The 25,476-nt window shown below is 73.2% G+C and carries 20 protein-coding genes; 11 read left to right on the top strand and 9 right to left on the bottom strand.

The annotated features are described in order from the left end of the window. Positions 1-14: 14 nt before the first annotated feature. Positions 15-827: an SGNH/GDSL hydrolase family protein gene (locus tag SXIM_RS00680; RefSeq protein WP_030738497.1), complete on the top strand. Its 813-nt coding sequence runs from the start codon at positions 15-17 to the stop codon at positions 825-827. 60 nt (positions 828-887) lie between these two features. On the opposite strand, the gene SXIM_RS00675 is transcribed toward SXIM_RS00680, so the two are convergent. Beyond that, positions 888-2,159, bottom strand: a complete 1,272-nt coding sequence (locus SXIM_RS00675) for an SWIM zinc finger family protein (protein WP_046722630.1) — start codon at positions 2,157-2,159, stop codon at positions 888-890. After that, positions 2,156-5,014: a DEAD/DEAH box helicase gene (locus SXIM_RS00670; protein WP_030738502.1), complete on the bottom strand. Its 2,859-nt coding sequence runs from the start codon at positions 5,012-5,014 to the stop codon at positions 2,156-2,158. The genes SXIM_RS00675 and SXIM_RS00670 overlap by 4 nt, the downstream gene beginning before the upstream one ends. Positions 5,015-5,203: 189 nt before the next feature. Here SXIM_RS00670 and SXIM_RS00665 point away from each other — a divergent pair, with 189 nt between their 5' ends. The 4 genes from SXIM_RS00665 to SXIM_RS00650 all read left to right on the top strand — a co-directional run bounded on the left by SXIM_RS00665 (position 5,204) and on the right by SXIM_RS00650 (position 8,829). Continuing rightward, a complete protein-coding gene (locus SXIM_RS00665; RefSeq protein ID WP_030738505.1) occupies positions 5,204-6,322 on the top strand; it encodes a fatty acid desaturase family protein in 1,119 nt (372 codons plus the stop codon). A 43-nt stretch (positions 6,323-6,365) separates the two neighbouring features. Continuing rightward, a complete protein-coding gene (locus SXIM_RS00660; protein ID WP_030738508.1) occupies positions 6,366-6,548 on the top strand; it encodes a hypothetical protein in 183 nt (60 codons plus the stop codon). Between the two features lie 201 nt (positions 6,549-6,749). Then, positions 6,750-7,142 carry a roadblock/LC7 domain-containing protein gene (locus tag SXIM_RS00655; protein WP_030738511.1) on the top strand — a complete coding sequence of 131 codons (393 nt, stop codon included), beginning with the start codon at positions 6,750-6,752 and terminating at the stop codon, positions 7,140-7,142. A gap of 907 nt (positions 7,143-8,049) precedes the next feature. Further along, positions 8,050-8,829, top strand: a complete 780-nt coding sequence (locus tag SXIM_RS00650; RefSeq protein WP_046725355.1) for a DUF6397 family protein — start codon at positions 8,050-8,052, stop codon at positions 8,827-8,829. A 14-nt stretch (positions 8,830-8,843) separates the two neighbouring features. Here SXIM_RS00650 and SXIM_RS00645 read toward each other — a convergent pair whose 3' ends face one another. Next, positions 8,844-11,357: a DEAD/DEAH box helicase gene (locus SXIM_RS00645; RefSeq protein ID WP_030738516.1), complete on the bottom strand. Its 2,514-nt coding sequence runs from the start codon at positions 11,355-11,357 to the stop codon at positions 8,844-8,846. A gap of 126 nt (positions 11,358-11,483) precedes the next feature. On the opposite strand from SXIM_RS00645, the gene SXIM_RS00640 reads away from it, so the two are divergent. Beyond that, entirely contained in the window at positions 11,484-12,269 is a 786-nt protein-coding gene (locus SXIM_RS00640) for a metal-dependent hydrolase (RefSeq protein WP_030738518.1), read from the top strand. 111 nt (positions 12,270-12,380) lie between these two features. Here the strand turns inward: SXIM_RS00640 and SXIM_RS00635 are convergent, their stop codons facing one another. Together SXIM_RS00635 and SXIM_RS00630 are read right to left on the bottom strand one after the other, a co-directional pair. Beyond that, positions 12,381-14,198 carry an ABC transporter ATP-binding protein gene (locus SXIM_RS00635; protein ID WP_030738519.1) on the bottom strand — a complete coding sequence of 606 codons (1,818 nt, stop codon included), beginning with the start codon at positions 14,196-14,198 and terminating at the stop codon, positions 12,381-12,383. Then, positions 14,195-15,967, bottom strand: coding sequence for an ABC transporter transmembrane domain-containing protein (locus tag SXIM_RS00630; protein ID WP_030738521.1), 1,773 nt, complete (start codon positions 15,965-15,967; stop codon positions 14,195-14,197). Before SXIM_RS00630 ends, SXIM_RS00635 begins: the two co-directional genes overlap by 4 nt. 199 nt (positions 15,968-16,166) lie before the next feature. Between SXIM_RS00630 and SXIM_RS00625 the strand changes: the two genes are divergently transcribed. Continuing rightward, a complete protein-coding gene (locus SXIM_RS00625; RefSeq protein WP_030738523.1) occupies positions 16,167-16,535 on the top strand; it encodes an ArsR/SmtB family transcription factor in 369 nt (122 codons plus the stop codon). Between the two features lie 15 nt (positions 16,536-16,550). Then, on the top strand, positions 16,551-17,108 hold the full coding sequence (locus tag SXIM_RS00620) for a DUF6886 family protein (RefSeq protein WP_046722628.1): 558 nt from the start codon (positions 16,551-16,553) through the stop codon (positions 17,106-17,108). 505 nt (positions 17,109-17,613) lie between these two features. Here the strand turns inward: SXIM_RS00620 and SXIM_RS27170 are convergent. Beyond that, positions 17,614-17,772: a hypothetical protein gene (locus SXIM_RS27170; protein ID WP_168222735.1), complete on the bottom strand. Its 159-nt coding sequence runs from the start codon at positions 17,770-17,772 to the stop codon at positions 17,614-17,616. 56 nt (positions 17,773-17,828) lie between these two features. Between SXIM_RS27170 and SXIM_RS00615 the strand changes: the two genes are divergently transcribed. Further along, the gene (locus SXIM_RS00615) at positions 17,829-18,422 is read left to right on the top strand and encodes a membrane protein (RefSeq protein ID WP_030738527.1); all 594 of its coding nucleotides are present in this window, start codon (positions 17,829-17,831) and stop codon (positions 18,420-18,422) included. Between the two features lie 427 nt (positions 18,423-18,849). On the opposite strand, the gene SXIM_RS00610 is transcribed toward SXIM_RS00615, so the two are convergent. The 3 genes from SXIM_RS00610 to SXIM_RS00600 all read right to left on the bottom strand — a co-directional run bounded on the left by SXIM_RS00610 (position 18,850) and on the right by SXIM_RS00600 (position 21,778). Continuing rightward, the gene (locus SXIM_RS00610; RefSeq protein ID WP_030738528.1) at positions 18,850-19,443 is read right to left on the bottom strand and encodes a lytic polysaccharide monooxygenase auxiliary activity family 9 protein; all 594 of its coding nucleotides are present in this window, start codon (positions 19,441-19,443) and stop codon (positions 18,850-18,852) included. Positions 19,444-19,646: 203 nt separating this feature from the next. Then, on the bottom strand, positions 19,647-20,615 hold the full coding sequence (locus SXIM_RS00605; protein ID WP_030738530.1) for a hypothetical protein: 969 nt from the start codon (positions 20,613-20,615) through the stop codon (positions 19,647-19,649). Between the two features lie 143 nt (positions 20,616-20,758). Then, entirely contained in the window at positions 20,759-21,778 is a 1,020-nt protein-coding gene (locus tag SXIM_RS00600; protein ID WP_030738532.1) for a hydroxyacid dehydrogenase, read from the bottom strand. 156 nt (positions 21,779-21,934) lie between these two features. On the opposite strand from SXIM_RS00600, the gene SXIM_RS00595 reads away from it, so the two are divergent. Then, positions 21,935-23,032 (top strand): LacI family DNA-binding transcriptional regulator, encoded by a 1,098-nt coding sequence (locus SXIM_RS00595; protein ID WP_030738535.1) that lies wholly within the window; start codon positions 21,935-21,937, stop codon positions 23,030-23,032. 344 nt (positions 23,033-23,376) lie between these two features. Further along, entirely contained in the window at positions 23,377-25,362 is a 1,986-nt protein-coding gene (locus SXIM_RS00590) for a glycoside hydrolase family 31 protein (protein ID WP_046722625.1), read from the top strand. Positions 25,363-25,476: the final 114 nt, after the last annotated feature.

The raw sequence follows: 25,476 nt of genomic DNA, 5'->3' as shown, positions 1-25,476 counted from the left end.
CCTTGGGAGGCTCCATGAAGTTGAGCCGTACGGCGAAGGTGGCCGCTACCGCGGCCCTCGCCCTCTGCGTCACCGCCCTCGGCCCGGCCGCCGCATCCGCGCAGGACACCCCTGCCGCCGCGGCGGACGCCTATGTGGCTCTGGGGGACTCGTACTCCTCCGGCGTCGGCGCCGGCAGTTACGACGACGCAAGCGGTGACTGCCGCCGCTCCACCGTCGCCTATCCGCAGCTGTGGGCCAACGCGAACGCCCCCTCGTCCTTCGACTTCACCGCCTGCTCGGGGGCCCGCACGGCCGACGTCATCAACTCCCAGCTCGACCCGCTGAACGCGAGCACCACCCTGGTGAGCATCAGCATCGGCGGCAACGACGCGGGCTTCGCCGACACCATGCAGACCTGCGTGCTGAGCGGCACCAGCGCCTGCGTGGCCGCGGTGAACACGGCCAACGAGTACATCACCACCACCCTCCCGGGGCAGCTGGACACGGTCTACGACGCGATCCGGGCCAAGGCGCCCAACGCCCGGGTGGTCGTGCTCGGCTACCCGCGCATGTACCAGCTCGACGGTTCCTGCGCGGTGGGCATCAGCGAGGAGGCACGGGCCGCGATCAACAGCGCCTCGGACAACCTGAGCGAGGTCACCGCCAAGCGGGCGGCGGATCACGGCTTCGGCTACGGCGACGTCCGCCCGGCCTTCTCCGGTCATGAGATCTGCTCGTCCGACTCCTGGCTGCACAGCGTGACCTGGCCGATCGGCGACTCCTACCACCCCACGGCGGCCGGTCAGTCCGGCGGCTACTACCCGGTCCTGGAGAACCTGGCCTGAGGCACCCGCAGCACCCACCGGCGGGGCGCCCCCGACCCTGGGGGCGCCCCGCCGGCGCGCTCAGTCCCGCTCCGCCGCCTCACGGGCCGTCAGCAGGGCCCCGGCCGGGTCGGCGGCGGGCGCACCGGCCGGCGTCCAGCGGCCCGCCTCCTTGCGGAACGGCCACCACCGGCCGTCCGCCCCGTACCGCACCTGCGCGCCCTCGCCCACCACCGTCCAGTGTGTGCCCGCCGCCCGCAGCCGCGGCCTGGCCACCGCGTCGTCCGCCCACGCCGCCGCCAACTGCTCCACGGCCTGCGCCGGCGCAGGCCCCGGCGGATCCTCCAGCACCGCGAGCCCCGCGCCGCCGCCCGCCCGCCAGGCCCGTACCGCCAGCCGCAACTCCCGCACCGTACGCCCGCAGCCGCGTGCCAGCCGCGCGGCCACCGGATCGGCCGGTCCCGCCGCAGCCAGCCGCACCGCGTCCTGCCACACCCCCTCCTCCTGCGGCACCGGCTGCCCGGCGTGCCCGGGGCGCAGCGCCAGCGCCAGCAACACCCGGGCGCGGGCCGCCGCGTCGGCGGCCAGGAACTCCAGCGCCGCCGCGTCCACCCCCGGCACGTCGCAGGCCACCAGCGCGGGCGGGACGCCCGCACGCTCCACCGGTGGCGGGGGCGGCGGCAGCGCGGGATCGCCGTGCGCCGCCCGCGCCGCGTACCGCTCGGCGGCCGGCACTCCCGCGGGCTCGCGCGCCACCGGCGCCCCGGCCGGTGCCGAGGCCGCCCGCAGCTCCCGCAGCAGTTCCTCCTCCCCGCGCCCGCGCAACAGCAGCAGCACCCACGGATCCTCGTCCAGCAGCCGCGCCGCCTGATAGCACAGCGCCGCGCTGTGCACGCAGTGGTCGAACTCCCCGCACTCGCACTGCGGCTCCAGATCACCGATCCCCGGCAGCAGGTCCACCCCGGCCGCGCCCGCGTCCGCCACCAGATCCGGGGGCATGTCCCGGTCCAGCAGCGCCGCGATGTGCCCGGCCTCGCCCGCCACCACGGCCAGCAGCCGCCGCCACTCGTCCGCCGTCAGCCGGCGCAGCGTCACATCCGCCCGCCGGCCCACCCCGTCCCGGTCGCGCACCACCGCGGTCAGCCGCCCCGGCCGTACCGACACCGCGCCCACCGCCCCGGCCCGCGCGGCGCGCCGCCCGTCCGCCATGCGCGCGCTCTCCAGCGCCGAGTCCTCGACCGCCCGCAACCAGCCGACCCCCCACCAACTGCTCGCGAACCCCCGGCCGCGAGCCGGCGGCAGCGCGGCGAACACCCGTTCACCCTCGTACGGTGCTTCCTCGTCCCAGGTCATGACACCCTCCGCAGCGTCACCAGTTCGGCCAGCTCGGCGTCCGACAGCTCGGTCAGTGCCGCCTCGCCCGCACCGCCGAGCACCGCGTCCGCGAGCGACTGCTTGCGCCGCAGCAGCGCCGCGATCCGGTCCTCGACCGTGCCCTCCGCGATCAGCCGGTGCACCTGGACGGGGCGGTCCTGCCCGATGCGGTACGCGCGGTCCGTCGCCTGCGCCTCGACCGCCGGGTTCCACCACCGGTCGAAGTGCACGACGTGCTCGGCCCGGGTGAGGTTCAGGCCGGTCCCTGCCGCCTTGAGCGACAGCAGGAACACCGGCACCGCACCGCTCTGGAAGTCCCGTACCAGCTCCTCGCGCCGGGCCACCGGCAGCCCGCCGTGCAGCAGTGCGCTGGGCACCGCGCGGGCCCACAGATGTTCCGTCAGCAGCCGTGCCATGCGGACGTACTGGGTGAAGACCAGCACCTGGGCACCGGAGGCCAGGATGCTCTCCAGCAGTTCGTCGAACGCCTCCAGCTTCCCGGAGCGGCCCGCCAGCCGGGGCGCGTCCTCCTCCTTCAGGAACTGTGCCGGGTGGTTGCAGATCTGCTTGAGGGAGGTGAGCAGCTTGACGATCAGGCCGCGCCGCGCGACGCCCTGGGCGCCGGAGATCTCGGCGAGGGTCTCGCGCACCACGGCCTCGTACAGCCCGGCCTGTTCGGGGGTGAGCGAGACCGCCCGGTCCGTCTCGGTCTTCGGCGGCAGCTCGGGCGCGATGCCGGGGTCGGACTTGCGGCGGCGCAGCAGGAACGGGCGTACCAGGGCGGCCAGTCGCTCGGCGGCGGCCGGATCGGCGCCGGACTCCACGGCGTCGGCGTAGCGGGTGCGGAAGGCCGGCAGGCGGCCGAGCAGGCCCGGCGTGGTCCAGTCCACGATGGCCCACAGCTCGGTGAGGTTGTTCTCCACGGGGGTGCCGGTCAGCGCGACGCGCGCCGACGCGGGGAGTGTGCGCAGCGTCTTGGCGGTGGCGGAAGCGTGGTTCTTGATGTGCTGGGCCTCGTCCGCGACGACCAGGCCCCAGTCGGCCGCGGCGGCCAGCTCCGCGGCGTCCAGCCGCATGGTGCCGTAGGTGGTGAGCACGAACTCGCCGTCCGCCAGGCCGGTCAGATCGCGGGCGCCCCCGTGGTGCCGGCGCACCGGTGTCCCGGGGGCGAACGCCTCGATCTCCCGCTGCCAGTTGCCCAGCAGCGAGGCCGGGCACACCACCAGGGTCGGTCCCGTGTGCTCCGCCGTGCTGTGGCGGTGCAGATGGAGCGCGATGAGGGTGATGGTCTTGCCGAGCCCCATGTCATCGGCGAGCACCGCGCCCAGGCCCAGCGAGGTGAGCCGGTGCAGCCAGCCCAGACCGCGCAGCTGGTAGTCGCGCAGGGTGGCGGCGAGCGCGGGTGGCTGCGGGACGGGCCGGTGCAGCGGGCTCTGCGGGTCGGCCAGTCGGCGGCGCAGTTCCTCGAGCGCGCCGACGGCCCGTACCTCGATGGGCTCGCCGTCCTCGGTTTCCTCCGTTCCGCCGCCGTCGCGCTCCACCTGTCCGGTGAGCGCGGCGCGCAGGGCCTCCACGGCGGTCAGCTTGCGGTCGGGGCGGGCTCGGGCGCGGCGCAGCGCCTCCGGATCGACCAGCACCCACTGGTCGCGCAGCCGCACCAGGGGGCGGCCGGACTCGGCGAGCCGGTCGAGTTCCTCGCGGGTCAGCGGGGTGTCGCCGAGGGCGAAGCGCCAGTCGAAGGCGGTGAGCGCTCCGGGGGACAGCAGGGAGGGCGCCGGACCGGGGCCGGGGTGGTCGGCGGAGCCGACGACGGCGTGGGTGGTGAGGGTGCGTACCAGGTCCCGGGGCCAGTGCACCTGGACGCCGGCGGCGCCCAGCGCGCGGCTGACCGGTGCGCCGAGGAGCTCGGCGATCTCCTCGTCGGCGAGGTCGACGGCGTCGGGGACGGCGGCGGACAGCAGCGGAGCGAGGGCGTCCCAGGCGGTGGCCGCGCGGCGCAGTGTCAGCAGCGCGTCGGTGCGGGCGGCGGGGGAGAAGGCGCCGGCGGGGGCGGTGCCCGCGAAGACCTGCGCGGCGTCGGCGACGACGGTGGGATCGGTGCGGCTGTGCAACTGCGCGACGGCCCGGAACCGGCCGCCGGGGAGGTCCAGCTGGTGCGCCTCCACCCGCAGGGACAACCGCACCCCGGCGTCCTGTCCCGCGGCGACCTCGGCGGCCCAGGCGCGCAGCCGGGGGCGGGGCTCGGGGCGGACGGTGCGGTCGGCGAAGGCCGGGCCGCCGGCCGCCAGCGCGGCGGCGGGGGTGCGTGGCAGGGTGTCGGCGACGGCGTCGAGGAAGGCACGCAGGAGGGAGTGGGGCGCGGGCAGCAGCGGCGGGTCGTCCGGTCCGTGCCCGGGCAGCGGCACGGCGTGGGCGTGCACCGGCATCGCGTCGGCCAGCTCCCGCAGCCGCTCGGCGTCGGAACCCTCCAGCGGACCGAGCCGCCAGGCGTCGTGCTCCTGGGTGCTCAGTCCCGGCAGCAGCCGTCCCCGGGCGGCGAGTTGCAGGGCGAGGACGGCGGCGGCGCCCCAGAACGCGGCGGAGCCGGTGGCGGAACCCGACCTGGCCCGGGTGAGCAGCGGCAGCGCGTCGCGCACCGGCAGGACCAGCGCGGGCACGGTCACCGCCGTCACGGTGCCCCCGTCGGCCGGGAGGGCCACCGTCAGCTCCCTGTTCTCGGGCGTGACGGACGGGGGCAGCCGTCCCGGCAGCTCGGGGGGCGCGCCGTCCGGGCTCCAGAAGGCCACCTCGGAGGCACGCGGTGGGTCAGCCGGGAGAAAGACGGCGGCGCTCATGCATTCCTCAAAGTTGACTAGCTGGCGGGGCAGCGGCCGAGGGTACCCCATAGCCGGGGGAGGGCGGAAACCCCCGCCGGGGGGTGGGGCTGGGTACACCATGGTCCGGGGGCTGCGGCCATGGCCGGGGGCCACCGGCGGTTCATAGGTTCGTCACGACCGATCCGATCAGCCCGTACCGGAGTTGCCATGCCCGAAGCCCCGGCCCCCGCCGTGCCCGTACCCCTTCCCGTGTCCGTGCCGGTGACCCCCGCGCCGCACGGGGACGAGTTCGCGCCACTGCTGCGGCAGATCAGGAGCCAGGGCCTGCTGGAGCGGCGGCGCGGCTGGTACGCGGCCTCCATCGCCGTCAACGCGCTGGCGCTGGCCGTGGTGATTGCCGCGATGGTGTGGCTGGGGGACACCTGGTGGACGCTGCTGCTGGCGATACCACTGGCCCTGTTCTCCACCCGCACCGCGTTCATCGGGCACGACGCGGGCCACTCCCAGATCGCCGGCCGGCGCGCCGGCCGGGTGATCGGGCTGATCCACGGCAATCTGCTGCTGGGGATGAGTTCGGCCTGGTGGAACGACAAGCACAACCGGCATCACGCGAACCCCAACCACCTCGACAAGGACCCGGACGTGGGGGTCGGGGTGCTGGTGTGGACCGCCCACCAGGCGGAGAAGCGGGAGGGCTTCGGCCGCTGGCTCACCCGCAACCAGGCGAGGCTGTTCTTCCCGCTGCTGCTGCTGGAGGGGATGGCGCTGAAGGTCTCCAGTGTGCAGATGGTGCTGTCCTCCAAGGGCTGGGAGCGGCAGGGGCTTCGGCCGCGACTGGTGGAGGGGCTGCTGCTGGCGGCCCACGTCACCGGCTACGTGCTGCTGCTCGGCGCCGTGCTCTCCCCGGGGAAGGCGGTGGTGTTCGCCCTGATCCACCACGCGCTGTTCGGGCTGCACCTGGGCTCGGTCTTCGCGCCCAACCACAAGGGCATGGAGATCCCGGGTCCCGAGGACCGCTGGGGGCACCTGAAGCGGCAGGTGCTCACCTCGCGCAACGTGCGAGGCGGTCTGGTCACCGACTGGCTGATGGGCGGGCTCAACTACCAGATAGAGCACCATCTCTTCCCGAGCATGGCCCGCCCGCACCTGCGGCTGGCCCGCCCGCTGGTGCGGCACTACTGCCGCGAGGCGGACGTGCGGTACACGGAGACCGGGCTGCTCGACTCCTACCGGCAGGCGCTGGGCCACATGCACGCGGTGGGAGCTCCGTTGCGGGAGGGGCGTGTTCCCGCCGGAACGGGGGACACTGGGAGTGCGTTCAATTGAGGGGCGGCGACCGTCGCCCCTCGCGGCGGAGAGGAATCGGACGATGTCGACAGGTGGGAAGGTCGCGATCGCGGGGATCGCCGTGGGGCTCGTGCTGTGGTGGATGACCAGCTTCTGGATCGCGGCACTGGTGATCTTCGGGGTGCCGGCGGGCGCGTACCTGCTGCTGGACCCCTCCCAGCGGCGCCGGGTGCGCCGGGTGGGGCGCAAGGAGCTGGGCCACTGAACCGGGGCGCCCGCCGGGCGCCTTCGGCCGGTGACGGTGTGAGATCCCTCATGGAGTGCCCGCCGCGGCACCCGCAGGTGCGGCGGCGGAGCGGAAGCGGTACGGTCCCTTCCGGATGGCGCTGAGAACAGGTGGTTGCCGACGGCCTCTTCCTGGGGAAGGCTGACACAGCAGTCGCCTTACGAGAAGGGGGAGCTGGGGATGGCACTGAGCACCACACTCGACTGGATGCTGGATGATCTGGTCAAGCGCCTGCCGCGGGTGCGGCATGTCCTTCTGCTGTCCAGCGACGGACTGGTGACGTCGGTGAGCAGAGGGCTGAAGCGCAACAGCGCCGAACATCTGGCGGCGGTGGCCTCCGGGTTGCACTCCCTCGCCAAGGGAGTGGGAGAGCATTTCCGCAGCGGCGGCGTACGGCAGACGATGATCGAGTTCGACGACGGAGTGCTGCTGGTGACGGCGGCCGGTGACGGCAGTTGTCTGTGCGTGCTGGCCGGCTCGGACGCGGACATCGGGCAGGTCGGGTACGAGATGACGCTGCTGGTGAACAAGGTGGGCGAACACATGGGCCTGCCGGCCCGGGAGACGCCCTAGTCACTCTGTGGAGTGATATCGCCACAGATTGTTGCAGTGGGTGATGGAGCGGCCTACTCTGATGACACAGCGTAGTCAGAGTTCAGGAGAAGAGGCCGCCATGTCCCCCCACCCCACCACCCACCAGCACACCGAGACGGCGCGGATCCCGACGGCCACCGGTGCCAAGGGTCCGACGCCTGCTGCCGGCCGTCCTGGCCGGTCCATGGCCCCGGAGAGTTCCGGCGCCGTGCGAGGCCCGTACGACGGCGCGCCGCGTGCCGGGGAGGCCGCCGTGCCGACCCTGGCGGGCGAGCCGGCCACCGTGCCCGGGTGCGTTCCGGCCGCCCGCGCGGGGCGGACGCCCAACGGCACACCGGTGTCGGGGGACGGGCCTCCGGCCACCTGCGCGGCGACGGCGTGTGCCGGAGCCGACGAGCCGTCCGCCACCGCTCCGGGCCCGCCCGACGCTCCCGACAGCGCACTCGGCTCCGCTCTCCGCGCCCGCTCCGCACCGGCTGAGGCTCTCCACGGTCCGCCGGGACGGGGGAAGGGCAGGCCGCATCCTGGTGACGCGTCGGTTTCGGCGCCGGCGCGGATCGGCGAACCGGCCGCGCTCGCTCCGCCGCCGGCCGGGGCGTGCAGCGGCGCGCATGTTCCCCGTGGCGCGGTCCCGGTGACGGGCCCTCTCCACGGTGCGCCCCGCCCGGGAGCCGACGCCCTCCAGCCGGCCGTGTGCTTTCGTGTTGCCCGTCGCGCCGCGGACGCCTGCGGGGCAACCGCCGATCGGCCACCACCGCTGCCCGGTGCCACCCGGCCCGGGGGAGGGCCGCCGCCCGCCGCTGATCCCGGCCACGAACCCAGCCAGGCCCCTCCCGCGCCGCCGCTGCTCATTCCCGAGGACGACACCGGGCCGCGGGCCGGAGATGTGCCCGTCGGCCTCTGGAGCCGTGCCATCCGCACCACCGTCCGCGAACTGGGCTTCACCCGGCAAGAGTTCGAGACCGCACTCGACCTGGACGAGCTGCCCACCGTGGACTGCGCCGGCGCACCCTGGCGCCGCAGGGTGCCGCGCGCCGCACTCGACCGGCTGCGCGGCGACCGCCGCACCCGCACCGGACTCCGGGACCGCGTCCACCTGGTCAACGCCTCCGGCGGTGCCGACCTGCTCGGCATCAGCACCGCCCGCTTCGCCCGGCTGGCCAGGGGCGGCTGCTTCAGCCCGGTCGGCTTCCACCTCAACCGCTACCACGCACTCGTCTGGCGCTACGCCGCCGGCGAGTTGCGGGACCTGGCCGGGCACCGCCCCGAACTGCTGCGCGGAGCCGCACCCGAGGGACTGCGCAAAGCTCTCGCGGCCGGGCAGGACTGGCGGCCCAGGAAATGGCGCGGCCGCCGCACCGCGCTGCTGATGCGGCAGGCCGCCGGCCCCTGGGAGAAGGCGGCGGTGCCCGCCGCCCTCCTGGAACCCCCGGTGCTGCGCGAGGTGGTCCCGGACCCCGACGAGCGCGCCCACCTCGCCCTGCTGCGCCCGCCGCTGCTCAGCCTTCCACCGGGAGGCACCCGCACCGAACCGATCCGCGACGTACTGCGGGCCACCGACCCGGAAGAGGTCCGCTGGTACCGGTCCCTGCTGAAGCGCCACCTCGGCGTCGCCAGGGCCGCCCGCCCCGCACCCGGAACGGTCCCGGCACCGTGCGGCGCCTGATGGGCGCGCACCGCTCAGAGCTGGCCGACATCCACGACCTGGAGCACCGCCCGCCCCTCGGTGTCCGAGGCGGTCAGATCCACCTCGGCGGTGATGCCCCAGTCGTGGTCGCCCGCCGGGTCGGCGAACGTCTGCCGCACCCGCCACAGGCTGTCCTCGGGCCGCTCCTCGATGCTCAGCAGCTTCGGGCCGCGGGCATCGGGGCCGGTCCCCAGCTCGTCGTACTCGTCCCAGTAGGCATCCATCGCGCGCGCCCAGCGCTCCGCGTCCCAGCCGGCGTCGCCGTCCAGCGCGCCGAGTTCGGCGGTACGGTCCCAGGCCGCCAACTCCACCCGGCGGAACAGCGCGTTGCGCACCAGCACCCGGAAGGCCCTGGCGTTCGCGGTGACCGGCTTGACCTGGTCGGCCCGCTCCTGGGCCTCCTCGGCGTCCTCCTCGGCCGGATTGGCCAGCTGCTCCCACTCGTCCAGCAGGCTGGAGTCCACCTGGCGCACCAACTCGCCCAGCCAGGCCGTGATGTCCTGGAAATCCTCCGATTTCAGGTCCTCGGGGACGGTGTGCTCCAGCGCCTTGTAGGCCCCGGCCAGATAGCGCAGCACGATGCCCTCGGTCCTGGCCAGCTCATAGTTCGAGACGAACTCCGAGAAGGTCATCGCCCGCTCGTACATGTCCCGCACCACCGACTTGGGGGACAGCGGGTGGTCCCCGACCCACGGGTGGCTCCTGCGGTAGACGCCGTAGGCGTGGAAGAGCAGTTCCTCCATCGGCTTGGGGTAGCTGATGTCCATCAGCCGTTCCATGCGCTCCTCGTACTCCACGCCGTCGGCCTTCATGGCGGCGACCGCCTCGCCGCGCGCCTTGTTCTGCTGTGCCGCGAGGATCTGACGGGGGTCATCGAGCGTGGACTCCACGACGGAGACCATGTCAAGGGCGTAGGAGGGCGATTCGGGGTCCAGCACCTCGAAGGCGGCCAGTGCGAAGGTGGACAGTGGCTGGTTGAGCGCGAAGTCGGCCTGGAGGTCAACGGTCAGCCGCACGATCCGGCCCTGGGCGTCGGGCTCGGGCAGCCGTTCCACCACGCCGCCGTCCAGCAGCGAGCGGTAGATGGCGATCGCCCGCCGGATGTGCCGCAGCTGGGCCCGGCGCGGCTCGTGGTTGTCCTCCAGCAGCCGCCGCATCGCCTCGAACGCGTTCCCGGGGCGGGCGATGACCGACAGCAGCATGGCGTGGGTGACCCGGAACCGGGAGGTCAGCGGCTCGGGCTCGGAGGCGATGAGCTTCTCGAAGGTGGACTGGCTCCAGTTCACGAAGCCCTCGGGGGCCTTCTTGCGGACCACCTTGCGCCGCTTCTTCGGGTCCTCGCCCGCCTTCGCCAGGGCCTTCTCGTTCTCCACCACGTGCTCGGGCGCCTGCGCCACCACGAACCCCGCCGTGTCGAAGCCGGCCCGCCCGGCCCGGCCGGCGATCTGATGGAACTCCCGGGCCCGCAGCACCCGTACACGATTGCCGTCGTACTTGGTCAGCGCCGTGAACAGCACCGTGCGGATCGGGACGTTCACCCCCACCCCCAGGGTGTCGGTGCCACAGATGACCTTCAGCAGCCCGGCCTGCGCCAGCTTCTCCACCAGCCGCCGGTACTTGGGCAGCATCCCGGCGTGGTGCACCCCGATGCCGTGTCGCACGAACCGGGAGAGATTACGGCCGAAGGCGGTGGTGAAGCGGAAGTTGCCGATGAGCGCGGCGATCTGGTCCTTCTCCGCCCGGGTGCACATGTTGATGCTCATCAGCGCCTGCGCCCGCTCCACCGCCTGCGCCTGGGTGAAGTGGACGATGTAGACCGGGGACTGATGCGTCTCCAGCAGTTCGGTGAGGGTGTCGGTGAGTGATGTGGTGCGGTACTCGTAGCTCAGTGGTACCGGACGGGTGGCGGAGCGGACCACCGCCGTCGGGCGGCCGGTGCGGCGGGTCAGATCCTCCTCGAACCGCGTCATGTCGCCGAGCGTCGCGGACATCAGGACGAACTGGGCCTGCGGCAGCTCGAGCAGCGGGATCTGCCACGCCCAGCCCCGGTCCGGCTCGGCATAGAAGTGGAACTCGTCCATCACCACCTGGCCGATGTCCGCCTCGGCGCCGTCCCGCAGCGCGATGGAGGCCAGCACCTCGGCGGTGCAGCAGATCACCGGCGCGTCCGCGTTCACCGAGGCGTCACCGGTGAGCATGCCGACGTTCTCGGTGCCGAAGATCTTGCACAGATCGAAGAACTTCTCCGAGACCAGGGCCTTGATGGGCGCCGTGTAGAACGTCACCTCGTCCCGGGCGAGTGCGGCGAAGTGCGCGCCGGCCGCCACCAGGGACTTGCCGGACCCGGTGGGCGTGGACAGGATGACGTTCGCGCCCGAGACCACTTCGATCAGCGCCTCCTCCTGAGCGGGGTACAGGGAGATTCCCCGCTCTTCCGCCCATGACGAGAACGCGTCAAAGAGGGCATCGGGGTCGTTGTCGGCAGGCATCTGATCGATAAGGGTCACCGCTCCATAGTGCCCGCACCCAGGCGCTAAACCGCAACCGGCTGCTCATCCCAAGATCACATGGGACTACGCTGTGCCGCCAACAGAACTCCACAGACGACGAGTAGAAGGCGGGGGCGCTACCAGATGATGGGACCGGCGCATTCACTGTCCGGCGCGATGGCCTGGCTGGGGGTGGGCCTGGCGGCGGCTGCCGCCGATCATCCGATGCCCTGGCCCGTCCTGCTGGCCGGAACGCTGATCTGCGCGGGCGCCGCCCTCGCACCCGATCTCGACCAGAAGGGCGCCACGATCTCCCGCGCCTTCGGACCACCGTCCAAATGGCTGGCCGGGCTGATCGACAAGCTCTCGGTGGCCGTCTACAACGCCACCCGGGCCAAGCGCGAGAGGCGCCGCTCCGGCGGCCACCGCACTCTCACCCACACCTTCCCCTGGGCGCTGGCCGTCGGTGTCGGCTTCTCCGCCGCCGCCGTCCTCTTCGGCCGGTGGGCGGTGCTGATCATCCTGTTCATCCACATGGTGCTCGCCGTGGAGGGACTGCTGTGGAAGATGGCCCGGATGTCCAGCGACGTCCTGGTGTGGCTGCTCGGTGCCACCAGCGCCTGGATCCTGGCCGCCGTCCTGGACGAGCCGGGCAACGGCTCCACCTGGCTGTTCAGCGAGCCCTACCTGTGGCTGGGCATCCCCATCGTGCTCGGTGCCATGGTCCACAACTTCGGGGACGCCCTCACCATCTCCGGTGTCCCCATGCTGTGGCCGCTGACCATCAAGGGCCGCCGCTGGTACCCCGTGGGCACCCCCTCCGTCATGCGCTTCAAGGCCGGCGCCTGGGTGGAGAACAAGGTGCTGATGCCGGTCTTCATGGTCGTCGGCGCCGCCAGCGGCATCGGAGCCCTGGTCCTGGCCGCCTGAACCGGCTCCCGGAGGCCGGGGTGGCGGCCCCACAGGACCCGCCACCCCGGCCTCCGGGTCACCCGGCCGCCGCCCGGCACTCGTCAACTGCCACGTTCCGCGGCCGGCCCCTCAGCGCACCGTCCCGGCGTCCTCCTCCTGCGCCGGGGCCCCGTGCCACGAGCGCCACAACGCCGCGTACGCCCCGCCGGCCGCCACCAGCTCGTCATGGCTGCCCAGCTCGCTGATCCGGCCGTCCTCCACCACCGCGATCACATCCGCGTCGTGCGCGGTGTGCAGCCGGTGCGCGATCGCGATCACCGTACGACCGTGCAACACCCGGCCCAGCGAACGCTCCAGATCACGTGCGGCCCGCGGGTCGAGCAGCGAGGTCGCCTCATCCAGCACCAGCGTGTGCGGATCCGCCAGCACCAGCCGCGCCAACGCGATCTGCTGCGCCTGGGCCGGGGTCACCGCCACCGCTCCGGAGCCCACCTCGGTGTCCAGACCCCGCGGCAACTCCCGCACCCAGCCGTCCGCGTCCACCGCGCCCAGCGCCGCCCACAGTTCGGCGTCCGTCGCCCCCTCCCGGGCCAGCCGCAGGTTGTCCCGCAGCGGTCCCACGAACACGTGGTGCTCCTGGTTGACCAGCGCGACCTGCTCCCGTACCCGCTCCGCCGGCATCCCCGCCAGCCGCGCACCTCCCAGCGTGATGTCACCGCTGCCCGGCGCGTAGATCCCCGCCAGCAGCCGGCCGAGCGTGGACTTCCCCGCACCCGACGGGCCCACCAGCGCCATCCGGGTCCCCGGCGGCACCCGCAGCGACACCCCGTGCAGCACATCGCGCCCGGCCAGATAACCGAACCGCACCTCCTGGGCCGTCAACTCCCGCCCGTCGGGCGACAGCGAGGCATCCGCGTCGGGATCCTCGACCTCGCGCACCCCGACCAGCCGGGCCAGCGACACCTGCGCCACCTGGAGCTCGTCGAACCAGCGCACGATCATCCCGACCGGCTCCACCAGCATCTGCGCCAGCAGGGCCCCCGTCGTCAGCTGACCCACCGTCATCCAGTCGTTCAGCACGAAGACGCCGCCGATCATCAGCACCCCGGACAGAATCAACGCGTGGTACACGTTGATCGTCGGAATCAGGATGGTGCGCAGCCACAACGTGTACCGCTCCCACTGGGTCCACTCACGCACCCGGCGCTCCGACAACTCCACCCGCGCCGACTCCAGGCGGTGCACCTCGATGGTGCGCCCGGCGTCCACCGTCTCCGCCAGGGCGGCGGCCACCGCCGCGTACCCGGCGGCCTCCGCCCGGTAGCCGGCCGGTGCCCGCCGGAAGTACCACCAGCAGCCCGCCACCAGCACCGGCAGCGCTATCAGCACCCCCAGCCCCAGGGCCGGGGCCGTCACCACGATGCCGCCCAGCAGCAGTCCCGCCCACACCACCGCGATCGCCAGCTGCGGCACCGCCTCGCGCATCGCCTGCGCCAGCCGGTCCACGTCCGTGTTGATCCGGGCCAGCAGATCCCCGGTTCCCGCGCGCTCCAGCACCCCCGGCGGCAGTGCCACCGACCGCACCAGAAAGTCCTCGCGCAGATCCGCCAGCATCCGCTCGCCCAGCACCGCGCCGCGCAGTCGCACCATCCGTACGAAGAACGCCTGCACCGCGAGCGCCACCGTGAACAGCGCCACGGTCCGCGTCAGATGCAGTTCCTCGGCGCCCGCCGCCAGATCCTGCACCACCCGCCCCAGCAGGTACGGGCCCACCATGGAGGCCAGCACCGCCAGCGTGTTCACCCCCACCAGCAGGGCGAACGCCCTCCGGTGCCGCCGCAGCAACTCCCTGACATACGCCCGCACCGTGTGCCGGCCCGCCACCGGCAGGATGGTGGCGTGCTCCACGGACGCCGGATCGTACTCGGGAGGCGAAACGCCCATCATGCCGTCTCCTCGGCGTAGTGACTCGTCTGCGGCTCCCGGGTGACAACCGCCCGGTACCCCGCGTGGGAGCTCAGCAACTCCCGGTGCCCGCCGGTGGCGGCCACCCGTCCGTCCGGCACGAACACCACCTCGTCCGCGCGGTCGAGCAGCAGCGGCGACGAGGTGAACACCACCGTGCTGCGCCCGGCCCGCAACTCCACCAGCCCTTCCGCGATCCGCGCCTCGGTGTGCGAGTCCACCGCGGAAGTCGGTTCGTCCAGCACCAGCACCTCGGGGTCGGTCACCAGCGATCTGGCCAGCGCCAGCCGCTGCCGCTGCCCCCCGGACAGCGAACGGCCCCGCTCGGTGATCCTGGCCTCCATCGGGTCGCCCGCCGGGCCCGCGGACGACCGGGACAGCGCCGCCAGAACGTCCTCGCACTGCGCCGCCGCCAGCGCCGCCGTCACCTCGACCTTCCCCGAGGACGGCACCGCCAGCAGTTCCCGCAGCGTCCCCGACATCAGCACCGGATCCTTGTCCTGCACCAGCACAGCTGTACGTGCGGTGGCCAGCGGCACCTCGTCCAGGGGCACGCCGCCCAGCAGCGCCGAGGGCTCACCCCGGCCGTGGATCGGATGTCCGCCGAGCCGTTCGGCGAGCCGCTCGGCCGTGTTCGGATCCCCGCACACCACCGCCGTCAGCAGCCCTTCGCGGACCACCACACCGCTGGCCGGATCGCTCAGGTCGCCACCGAGCGGGCCCTGCTGCCCGGCCCCCGCGTCCGTCCCGCCGGTCTCCCGCAGCAGCCCCAGAACCCGCACCGCCCGCTTGGCGGAGGGCCGCGAGAACGTGAACGCCATCGCCGTCTCCTGGAAGAGCCGCAGCGGGAACATCAAGAACGTGGCCGCCCCGTACACGGTGACCAGCGCACCCGTCGAGATCCGGCCCTCACTCGCCATCCCGGCTCCCTGCCACACCACCGCGATCAGCAGCAGCCCCGGCATCACCACCTGCACGGCGTCGATCAGCGACCACATCCGCGCGCTGCGCACCGAAGCCGCCCGCACCTCCTGGGAGGCCCGCCGGTAGCGGTCCAGGAACAGCTCCTCGCCACCGATGCCGCGCAGCACCCGCAGCCCGGCCACGGTGTCGGAGGCGAGCTCGGTGGCCCGCCCGGACTTGCCGCGCTCGGCGTCCGCGCGGCGCACGGCGGCCGGCAGCAGCGGGACGAAGGACAGCACCACGGCCGCCACCCCCGCGAACACCAGCAGCCCCAGCTGCGGCTCGAAGATGATCAGACCCGTGCACACCGACAGGGCCACCACCACGGCGGCCCCGAACCGGGAGACCGACTCGACGAACCAGCCGATCTTCTCCACGTCACCCGTGGAGACCTTGACGATCTCACCCGCGGCGACCCGCTGGGTGAGCATCCCGCCCAGTTGGGTGGCGCGCCGGGCGAGCAGCTGCTGGACCCGGGCGGCCGCCGTGATCCAGTTGGTGACGGCGCGGCGGTGCAGCATCGTGTCGGCCAGCGTCATGGAGAGCGTGATACCGAGCATCAGCAGGCCGGTGAGGGCAAGGTCCCGGCCCGATTGGTTCACCACCGCCTGGACCACCAGGCCGAGCGCCAGCGGCAGCATGGCGATGCTCGCCTGGTGCAGAATGCCCCACAGGAGGGCCTGTGCCTGACCGCCCGCCTGTTTGCGGAACAGCCACAGCAGAAATCGGAAACCGGACCGTACGTCGGGTTCGCCGGGGTCGGAATGCGGAAGATCGCGAATGTGCATGACATCCCAGAGTCAGTACGTGCGGAACTGGGCAACCTGCCAAGCCTCACGGCCCGCACCCGCCAAAATCAACGGGTTTTTCCCGGCCACCACCGCAATTCACCAGCACGCGCGGAAAACCACCGATAATCCCCCGGAAATGCTTTCTCCCCGACGGCCGCTCTCCCGGACCACCGGGCCCGGCACGTACCATGCGGGGATGGGACATGGAGCCGACCGCCGGGACCCCCCGGCCGCCAAACTGGACGCGGAGAGCGCCGCATCCGTGGCCGCGACCCTCCAGGCGCTGGCCACTCCCTCCCGGCTGCTGATCCTCGCCCGGCTGCGGGAGGGACCGCTGCCGGTCACCGAACTCGCGGCGGCGGTCGGCATGGAACAGTCCGCCGTTTCCCACCAGTTGCGGCTGCTGCGCACCCTGAGCCTGGTCAGCGGCAGCCGGCAGGGCCGCCGGATCGTCTACAGCCTGCACGACCATCACGTGGCGCAACTGCTGGACGAGGCCGTTTACCACATCGAGCACCGGCGCCTCGGTCTGCGCGACCGGGACCCGTATCCGCAGCCCTCCTAGACCCGGCCCGCACGGATGCGTCCCGATCCCGGTGAGGTGCTGCATTTCTCCGAGGACCCCACCATCGCCCGTTTCGTACCCCATGTGGCCCGCACCGCCCGGCAGCCGCAGCCGTACGTGTGGGCCGTGGACGCGGCCCGGGCCCCCGACTACTGGTTCCCCCGCCAGTGCCCGCGCGCCATGGTCTGGACGGTGCCCGGCGCCACCATGGAGGACCGGGAGCGGTTGATCGGCCCGGGTGGCGGGGAACGCGTGCACGCCATCGAGTACGACTGGCTGGAGCGGATGCGCACCACCCGGCTGTACGCGTACCGGTTGCCCGCCGCCGTCTTCCGGCCCTTCGGGCAGCCGGTGCCGCACGCCCACGTCGCCACCGTCACGGTGGAGCCCCTGGGGCCGGCGGAGCCGGTGGGGGACCTGCTGGAGCTTCACCGGGCGGCCGCGATCCAGCTGCGGGTCCTCGACAACCTGTGGCCGTACTGGAGGGCGGTGACCGCCGCGGGTCTGGGATTCAGCGGTATCCGGCTGCGCAATGCGAAGCCGGCACCCCCCGATCCGCGTCCGGCGGGCTGATTCCCCTTCATAAAAGTAATGCGCGAGGTGTTGACGCAGAACACCCGTGCTCCCACCATGAGGGGCATCCCCACTGAGTGGGAGCGCTCCCATCCGGGTCGCGTGGCGCGCTCCCACTCAGCGGTGGTTCAGCTCGCCGCGCACGATGGAGAAGGGCCGCAGCCATGCCATCCCCCACGTCACGCCGCACTCTGCCCCCCGGGGCCGTCCCGTGATCACCGGGCCGGTGCCCCGGATTCCCTGTGAGCGCCCGGCCGTCCGGCCGCCCCCGGACCACCGCCCGCTGCTGCGGGCCCGGCTCCGCGAGGCCAACCGGCGCAGCGCGTTCAACCGCCGAAGCCGGGCCGAAGGGCTGTAGCCCCGGCCCCCGCCGACACGGCCGCGCCGCGATACGTGCGGCCGCCGTACCGCCCACCGACCTCCGCGCCCGCCGTCGTGCCGCCGCTCCGGACCCCTGTACGGGGGAGCCCCGGCGGGTCGCGGGTGCCGCGCCGCTCCGGTCCTGTCAGGGACGGCAGGGACCGAAGCGGACCTCGCCCCGGACGACCACCGCCTCCAGCCGGGTGGCGTCCGGGGCGGACGCGGCGCCGCTCCGCATGATGTGCCAGTAGTGCGCCGTCAGCTGGGAGCGCTCCCAGGCACGGAGGGCTCCGACGCTGTTCACGAGCCCCGGCCGACGGCCACCCCCGCCACGACCATGACCGAGAAGGGCCTCTCGCCATGCCATCCCCCATCACCGCGGATCCTTCCGTCCGCACCTCCCGGCACTCCTCCTCACCACCGGCCGACCCGCTGCCGCTCACGGTCCGCCGCGCGCTGGCCGCGCTGCGGATCGCGACCGGCGTCATCTTCCTGTGGGCCTTCATCGACAAGACCTTCGGCCTCGGCTACGCGACCGCCTCGCAGAACTCCTGGCTGAACGGCGGCTCGCCGGCCCGCGGCTATCTGCTCAGCGTCAGTTCCGGGCCGCTGGAGTCCGTCTTCCACTCCTGGGCCGGGCAGGTCTGGGTCGACTGGGCCTACATGGCAGGCATGCTCGGGGTGGGGTTAGCGCTGGTGGCCGGGGTCGCGCTGCGGATCACCGCGCTGGCGGGTGGCCTGATGCTGCTGACGCTGTGGGTGGCCGAGTGGCCGCCGGCCCGGCATCTGTCGGACGGTTCGCCGAGCATGTCCCCGAACCCGCTGGTGGACCAGCATGTCGTCTACATCGCCGTTCTGGTCGTGCTCGCGCTGTGCTCGGCCGGCCGGACCTGGGGGCTCGGCGGCACCTGGGCCCGGCTGCCGCTGGTCGCCCGCCACCCCTGGCTGCGATGAGGGACCGCGGGCGCGCGGGGAGTGGGTGACGGCCTCCTCCCGCGCCCGCTCCATCCCCGGCCCGGAGCATCGCGCCGCCGCCCACGGGCGGCGCGACGCACCGGGTCCTGGGGCTGTTCACGGCCCACAGCGCGGCGGTTTCCCCCGCCGGGCGCTGCCGCGATCCGGGTCGGGTACGCGTGGTGCCGCGGAGTCCCGTGCGCCGTCACCGAGGGACGCTCCGTTCGACGTGGTGGGCCGGCAGCCACCGAACGGTCCCGGCTCGCGGGTGGATCACGCTGTGCGTGGCGGCGCCCGCGAGGCGCCTTTCGTCGTGTCGACTGGTGGCCGCTGCCGCCGGGGTGTCATCGCGTGGCACCCGGCGGCAGCGGCGGTCGGTGGGGGAGGGCGCGGAGGTGGACCGGTCAGCGACCGGTCACCGCTCGCCTCACAGGTCCACGTCCGCGCAGGAGTAGAAGGCGTTCGGAGTGTCGGCGACGTCCCAGACCGCGAGGATCATGTGGCGTCCCGACTTCTGGGTGGGCACGGTGCCCTGGTGCTGCTCGTTGGCGGCCGGGTGCCGGCCGCCCAGCGGCACGGTCATGAACGGCTGCGGTTCCAGGTCGGCCCGGGTCAGTGGCCGGCTGGGGTTGTATCCGTCGCGGGTGATGTAGTAGCGGAAGTCGCTGGTGCTGTGCGTGACCGTGAAGGTCCAGCTGAAGGTGTAGCCCTGACCCGGCGTCAGCCGGGTGGCCGGCCAGCTGCCACCACGCGGATCGTCCAGCTGGGCGAACCGCGCGTTGCCGCCGGCACAGATCTGTCCGTCGGCGGGGCCGCCCTGCGGGAAGCCCTTGGGGCCCTCGACGCTCTGCGGCTCCCACTGGATCTCGCCGCAGTTGCTGACCGCGCCCTGGGCGCAGAACGACTGACGGCTGGTCGGTGCGGTGCTGTAGCCGTGGGCGTGGGCGGTGCCGCCGGTGCCGAGCACCGTGATCGCGGCGAGCCCGAGCCCCGTGGCGGCGGCGGTGATCTTTCTGCGCATGCTTCGCTCCCGGAGATGTGGGGGGTGGAGAGCTCCGTGCACGGGTGCGAGTGCTGCGGTCTAGACCAACTCCGACGGTAGCGCCGGGCGATGCGTCATGTCCAGACCAATGTGCGGACCGGGGTGCGGATCCGGCGCGCCGCCGTACGGGCGGGGGAGGGCCGGGCCTCACCGGCACCACCCGCCCCCGTGGCGCGCGTGGCTCAGACAACCTGGACGTTGTAGCGGTCCTTCATGTGCCGCCAGAAGTCACGCGCCATCCACACGTCGAACTCCGTCACCCGGCTCGCCGAACCCGCCTTCATCAAGAAGTTCGGAACCCCTGTCGGCGTCCAGTCGTAGAAGTCGTCCAGCCCGAGCGTGTGCCCGATCTCGTGCAGCAGGATGTGGATGTCGGGCTGGTTCATCGCGCCGACGAAATACTCCCGGCCGATCCGCTGGCCCCAGTCCCCGCCGGCCCCGCCGCCGAAGCCGTCCGTCAGCCACAGCGACTGGTCGTAGTGGCGTGCCACCCCGCCGGGACACCGCGGGTAGCTGCCGTTCTGGTTGAAGAAGCGCCCGCACTCCGGAGCACACTGCGGTGCCCCGCCGCCGTCCGGATTGCCGATGTACAGATCCACGGAGTTGTCGTCCCACTGGAACGTCGACCGGTTGGCCGTGGCCCAGCCGACCACATTGATCTGCACCCGCGCCTGCGGGAACCCGTCGAAGCCGCGCAACTGGTCGTACCACTTGTCCGACTGCTCCTGCAGGACCCGGTGCACCTGGTCCCGAAGCTGCGCGCTCACCGGCGCGTCGGACTCCCAGCGCACGCAGTAGTTGAGATAGCCACCGCCGTTGGCCATCAGCTGGTCCCAGCCGTAGTTGCGGAAGCCGTACAGATCCGGGTAGGTCTGCTCCACGTGCTGCCAGACCTCGTTCAGCGGCTGGACGAGGTGCGCGGGGGGATTCCACTCCGCCGCCGTGCCGATGTCCGACGGCGCCCGCCGGCCCGCTGTCGCCACCTGCGGCGCCGCGCTGCTCTCCCGCGTCACCTCCGGCTGCACGGCGGCCGGTGCGAGGCCGGCCGCCGTCGCGGGAGCCGTCAGCGCCGTACCCAGACCCGTGGCGGCCGCGGCCACCGCGATCACCACTGTGGCGCGCCATCGGCGCCCAGACCTCAGGGGGGACATGCTCTCTCCTGGTGTGAGAGGAACGACGGACAGGGGTGACGGACGGCGGCGTTCGCGCGGCCGTGCCGAACCCGGTCGCCCGAACGCCCCGTCCGCCTGTCCGTCGCCGCCCGGGAGGCAGAGGTTGCCGCCCGGACCGGCGCTCAGGCGATCGTGTCCAGATCCGATCGCTGCACCCGGTGCCGCAGCGGCCGGCCCGCGCACAGCGCTGCCGCCTCCTGCGCCACCACCTCGCCCAGTCGCTCCAGTTCATTGCCCAGCGCCCCGGCGATGTGCGGCGTGAGCAGGACGTTCTCCAGTCCGAACAGCGGTGAGTCCACCGGCAGCGGCTCCGGTTCGGTCACGTCGAGCACCGCCGATATCCGGCCGGACACCAACTCCGCCTCCAGCGCGTTCTGGTCCACCAGCGACCCGCGCGCGGTGTTGATCACGGTGGCGCCGTCCGGCAGCAGTGCCAGCCGCCGGGCGTCCAGCAGCCGCCGGGTCGCGGGCACGGCCGGGGCGTGCAGGCTCAGCACCGTACTGACGGCGCACAGTTCGTCCAGCGGCAGCGGGGCCACACCCAGCTCCCGCGCCTCCTCCGCCCGCAGATACGGATCGTGCACCGCCACCTCGAAGTCGAACGGGCGCAGCAGTTCGATCACCCGGCGCCCGATCCGGGACGCGCCCACGATGCCGACCCGGCGCCGGTAGTTGCCCATGGTGTGGGTACGTGCCGCCGCCGGCGGGCGGCGTTCGGCCGTGTACCTGGCCGCCGTGCCCAGCGCGTCCTTGCCGCTCAGCAACATCGCGCCCAGCGTGAACTCCGCCACCGGCAGCGCGTTGGCGGCGGCGGCCGAGGACACCGAAAGGCCGCGCTCCCAGCACGCCTCGGTGATGTGGTGCTTGACGCTACCGGCCGCGTGCAGCACGGCGCGCAGCCGGGGCAGCCCCGACAGCACCGGCTCGGTCAGCGGCGCACAGCCCCAGCCGGTGATCAGGACCTCCACCTCCGCCGGGTCGATGCCACCGGCCGGCACCGGGTGCGGCGCGGCATCGTCCGGCAGCCGCAGCACCCCCGACAGCCGCTCGCGCACACCCGGGGGGAAGAGCCGGGGGAGATGGGCCGGGTCCATGACGAACAGCGCGGCGGGCCGCGCCGCGCCGTTGTGGATGCTGGGCATTGGTGCTGGTCAGCTCCCCATGACAGAAAACGTTGTCTGCCCAGCCTGAACACCGGCCCAAGGGCACGTCAAGGGCGTGAAGCGGCGAAGTCGCGTGCCGGCCCCTCCCGTTAGACTGCGCCGAATGAGGAGAAACGCTTTCTGCGGAGCGCTGCCATGACGTCGGCCGGCGGAGCACCGGCCACGCTGCGCGACGTCGCGCTACGGGCCGGTGTGTCGATGGCCACGGTGTCCCGCGTCCTCGCCGACAACTACCCGGTCGCCCAGCGCACCCGCCAGCGGGTGCTGCGCGCCATCAAGGACCTCGACTACGTCGCCAACACCCACGCCCGCGCGCTGCGCGGCCGCGGCACCCCCACCGTCGCCTTCGTCCTCAACGACGTGCGCGGCGCCTCCTTCGCCTCGGTCGCACACGGCGTCGAGCAGGAAGCGGCCAGGCGCGGCAGGATCTGCCTGATCTGCACCACGCAGGGCGACCCCGAACGGGAACTGTCCGTCGTGCGCACCATGCGCGAACAGGGCGCCGGTGCCGTCATCCTCATCGGCGGAGTGGTCGATGACGCCGCCTACCGCGGTCAGATGACGGCCATCGCGCACTCCCTGGACGCCTCCGGGTCCCGGCTGGTGCTGTGCGGACGCCCTCCGCTGGGCCCCGATGTCCCCGCCACCGTCGTGGAGTACGACAACGAGGGCGGCGCCTACGCCGTGGTCAGCCGGCTGCTGGCCCAGGGTCACCGGCGCGTCCTCTTCCTGGGCGCCGCCGCCAACGGCTCCACCACGGCTGCCGGCCGCCTCGCCGGCTACCGCCGCGCCCTGGCCGACCACGCCGTGGCGGTCGACGAGGCCCTCGTCGTCGCCACCGAGTTCAGCCGGGCCGACGCCTACGAGAAGCTGACCGCCCGGTTGCGCGAGGGCCGCGACTTCACCGCGGTGTGCGCCGTCACCGACACCGTCGCCGCCGGCGCCCTGGCCGCACTCGGTGACCGGGGTCTGCGCGTCCCCGAGGATGTCTCGCTCACCGGCTACGACGATGTCGACCCGGCCACCGACCTGCGCCCGCAGCTGACCACCGTGCACGTGCCGTACGAGGAGGTCGGCCGCACCGCCGTACGCCTGGCGCTGGGCCTGCGCGCGGGGGAGGTCTCCTCGGCCGCCCAGCACGCGGTGCTCGGCACCCACGTGGTCATCCGGGACTCCACCGCCCCGCCCACGACCCGCCAGGGTCCTTCCGCCCCGGCCGGGGAACCGGCGTGACCGGCACCCACCCGGTCCGGCCCGGCCACCACGCCGACCCCGACTTCCCGTTCACCGCGGGCCGCCGGTGGCTCCACCCCGCCATCGATCGGTTCCCCGGCTGACCCACCGCACCCTCCTCTCCTCATCCGCCCCGGTCACGGGGACGGCCCACGGCACCGCTCCCGGCCCCGGGCGACATCGAGTGCGACGGCAGTCTCCGGACGTACCGCGGCGCGGACCTGCGGATCGGTGTCGGCCGAGCCGGAACCCGAAAGTTTCGGCGCCGCCGACGCGGTTTCCCTCCCCTCCCTCCGGGGCCACCATGATCCACAGAAGGGCCCACACACCGGAGGACAGCACGTATGAGCACCACCGTCACCGTCCACCCACGGCATCTGGAGCGGCTCTCGCCGGGGGAGGTGCTCCGGGTCGAGCCCTGGGGGAACGACGCCGTGCGGGTACGCGCCGGAGCCGCCGGAATACGCGCCGCCACCCCCGGCGCCCTCGACGCCCCGCCCTCCGACAACGGGACCGCGTACACCGAGCCGGCCGACGCGGGCGGCGGCCGGCTCGTCAACGGCCGGATCACCGCCCACCTCGACGCCCGGGGCCGGCTCCGTTTCACCCGCACCGCCACCGGCGAGGAACTGCTGGCCGACGCCGAACCGTACAAGGGCTGGCCGCCGCCCCGTACCCACACCCCGCACGGCGACGGCGGCTACCGCCTCGAACAGCGCTTCGCCGCCCACCCGGACGAACGGCTCTACGGGCTCGGCCAGCATCTGCACGGCCGGCTCGACCAGAAGGGCCTGGTCATCGAACTCGCCCAGCGCAACGCCGAGGTCAGCATCCCGCTGCTGATCTCCTCCCGCGGCTACGGGCTGCTGTGGAACAACCCCGCCCTCGGCCGCGTCGAGCTCGCCCACGACGCCACCCGCTGGGTGGCCGAGCGCAGCGAGCAGATCGACTACTGGGTCACCGCGGGCGACACCCCCACCGACCTGATGGCCTCCTACGCCGCCGCCACCGGCTACCCGCCCCCGCTGCCGTACTGGGCCACCGGCTTCTGGCAGTCCCGGCTGCGCTACCGCACCCAGGAGGAACTGCTGGAGGTGGCACGCGAGTTCGCACGCCGTGAGCTGCCGCTGTCGGTCATCGTCAGCGACTTCTTCCACTGGCGCCAGATGGGGGACTGGAGCTTCGACCCCGTCGACTGGCCCGACCCGGCCGCCATGGTCGCCGAACTGGAGACCCTCGGGGTCCGGCTGATGGTCTCCATCTGGCCCACCGTGCACCCCGAGGGCACCCACCACGACGCACTGCACGCCACCCGCGGCCTGGTCGCCGACCGGCACGGCGGACTGCTCACCCAGAACTGGCCCGCACCGGGCGGTTTCGCCCCCACTCATTACATTGACCCCACCGACCCCGCCGCCCGGCGGCTGCTGTGGGACGCGGTGCGCGAGGGCTACCACCGGCACGGCATCAGCGTCTTCTGGCTGGACGCCTGCGAACCCGACATCGCCCCGCCCCTGCAGGAACGCGCCGAGTACGCCATCGGCGGCGGCCGGCAGACCGGAAACCTCTACCCGCGCGAACACGCCCGGGCCTTCCACGAAGGGCTCACCGCCGAGGGTGAGGAGGAGATCGTCACCCTCAACCGTTCGGCCTGGGCCGGAAGTCAGCGTTACGGGGCGGCCCTGTGGTCCGGTGACATCCCCGCCACCTTCGACTCGCTGCGCGTCCAGATCCGCGCCGGACTGAACGTCGCCCTCAGCGGCATCCCCTGGTGGACCACCGACATCGGCGGCTTCCACGGCGGGGACCCCGCGGACCCCGACTACCAGGAACTGATGGTGCGCTGGTTCCAGTACGGGGTGCACTGCCCGCTGTTCCGGCTGCACGGGGACCGCGACCCGAACCAGCCCTTCGGCGTGACGATGACCGGCGGGCCCAACGAACCATGGTCCTACGGCCCGGTCTACCCCCTGATCCGTGACCAGATGCTGCTGCGCGAGCGGCTGCGCCCCTACGTCCAGGAACAGATGGACATCGCCCACCGCACCGGCACCCCGCCGATGCGCCCGCTGTTCTACGACTTCCCCGAGGACCCGGCCGCCTGGGAGGTGGAGGACCAGTTCCTGCTGGGCCCCGATCTGCTGGTGGCACCCGTCGCCGAGCCGGGCGTCCGGGCACGGAGCGTTTACCTGCCGGCCGGCACCCGCTGGCGGGACGCCCACGACGGCACGGTGCACGACGGCGGGGGTACGGTGCGGGCGGCGGCCCCGCTGGAGCGCATCCCGCTGTACGTCAGGGAGGGCCGCACCCTGCCCATCCACCCGGCATGAGGGGGGCGTGTCCGGGGCTGCGACACTGCCCCGGACACGCCCCCCGGCCCCGGCGGCGCGGAGGCTCCCTCGACCCGCGCCGTACCGGGGCCGGCCGGACACCACGTCCCACCC

This window comes from Streptomyces xiamenensis (genome assembly GCF_000993785.3).
Lineage (GTDB): Bacteria > Actinomycetota > Actinomycetes > Streptomycetales > Streptomycetaceae > Streptomyces > Streptomyces xiamenensis.
This window is presented reverse-complemented; position numbering and strand designations above follow the sequence as displayed.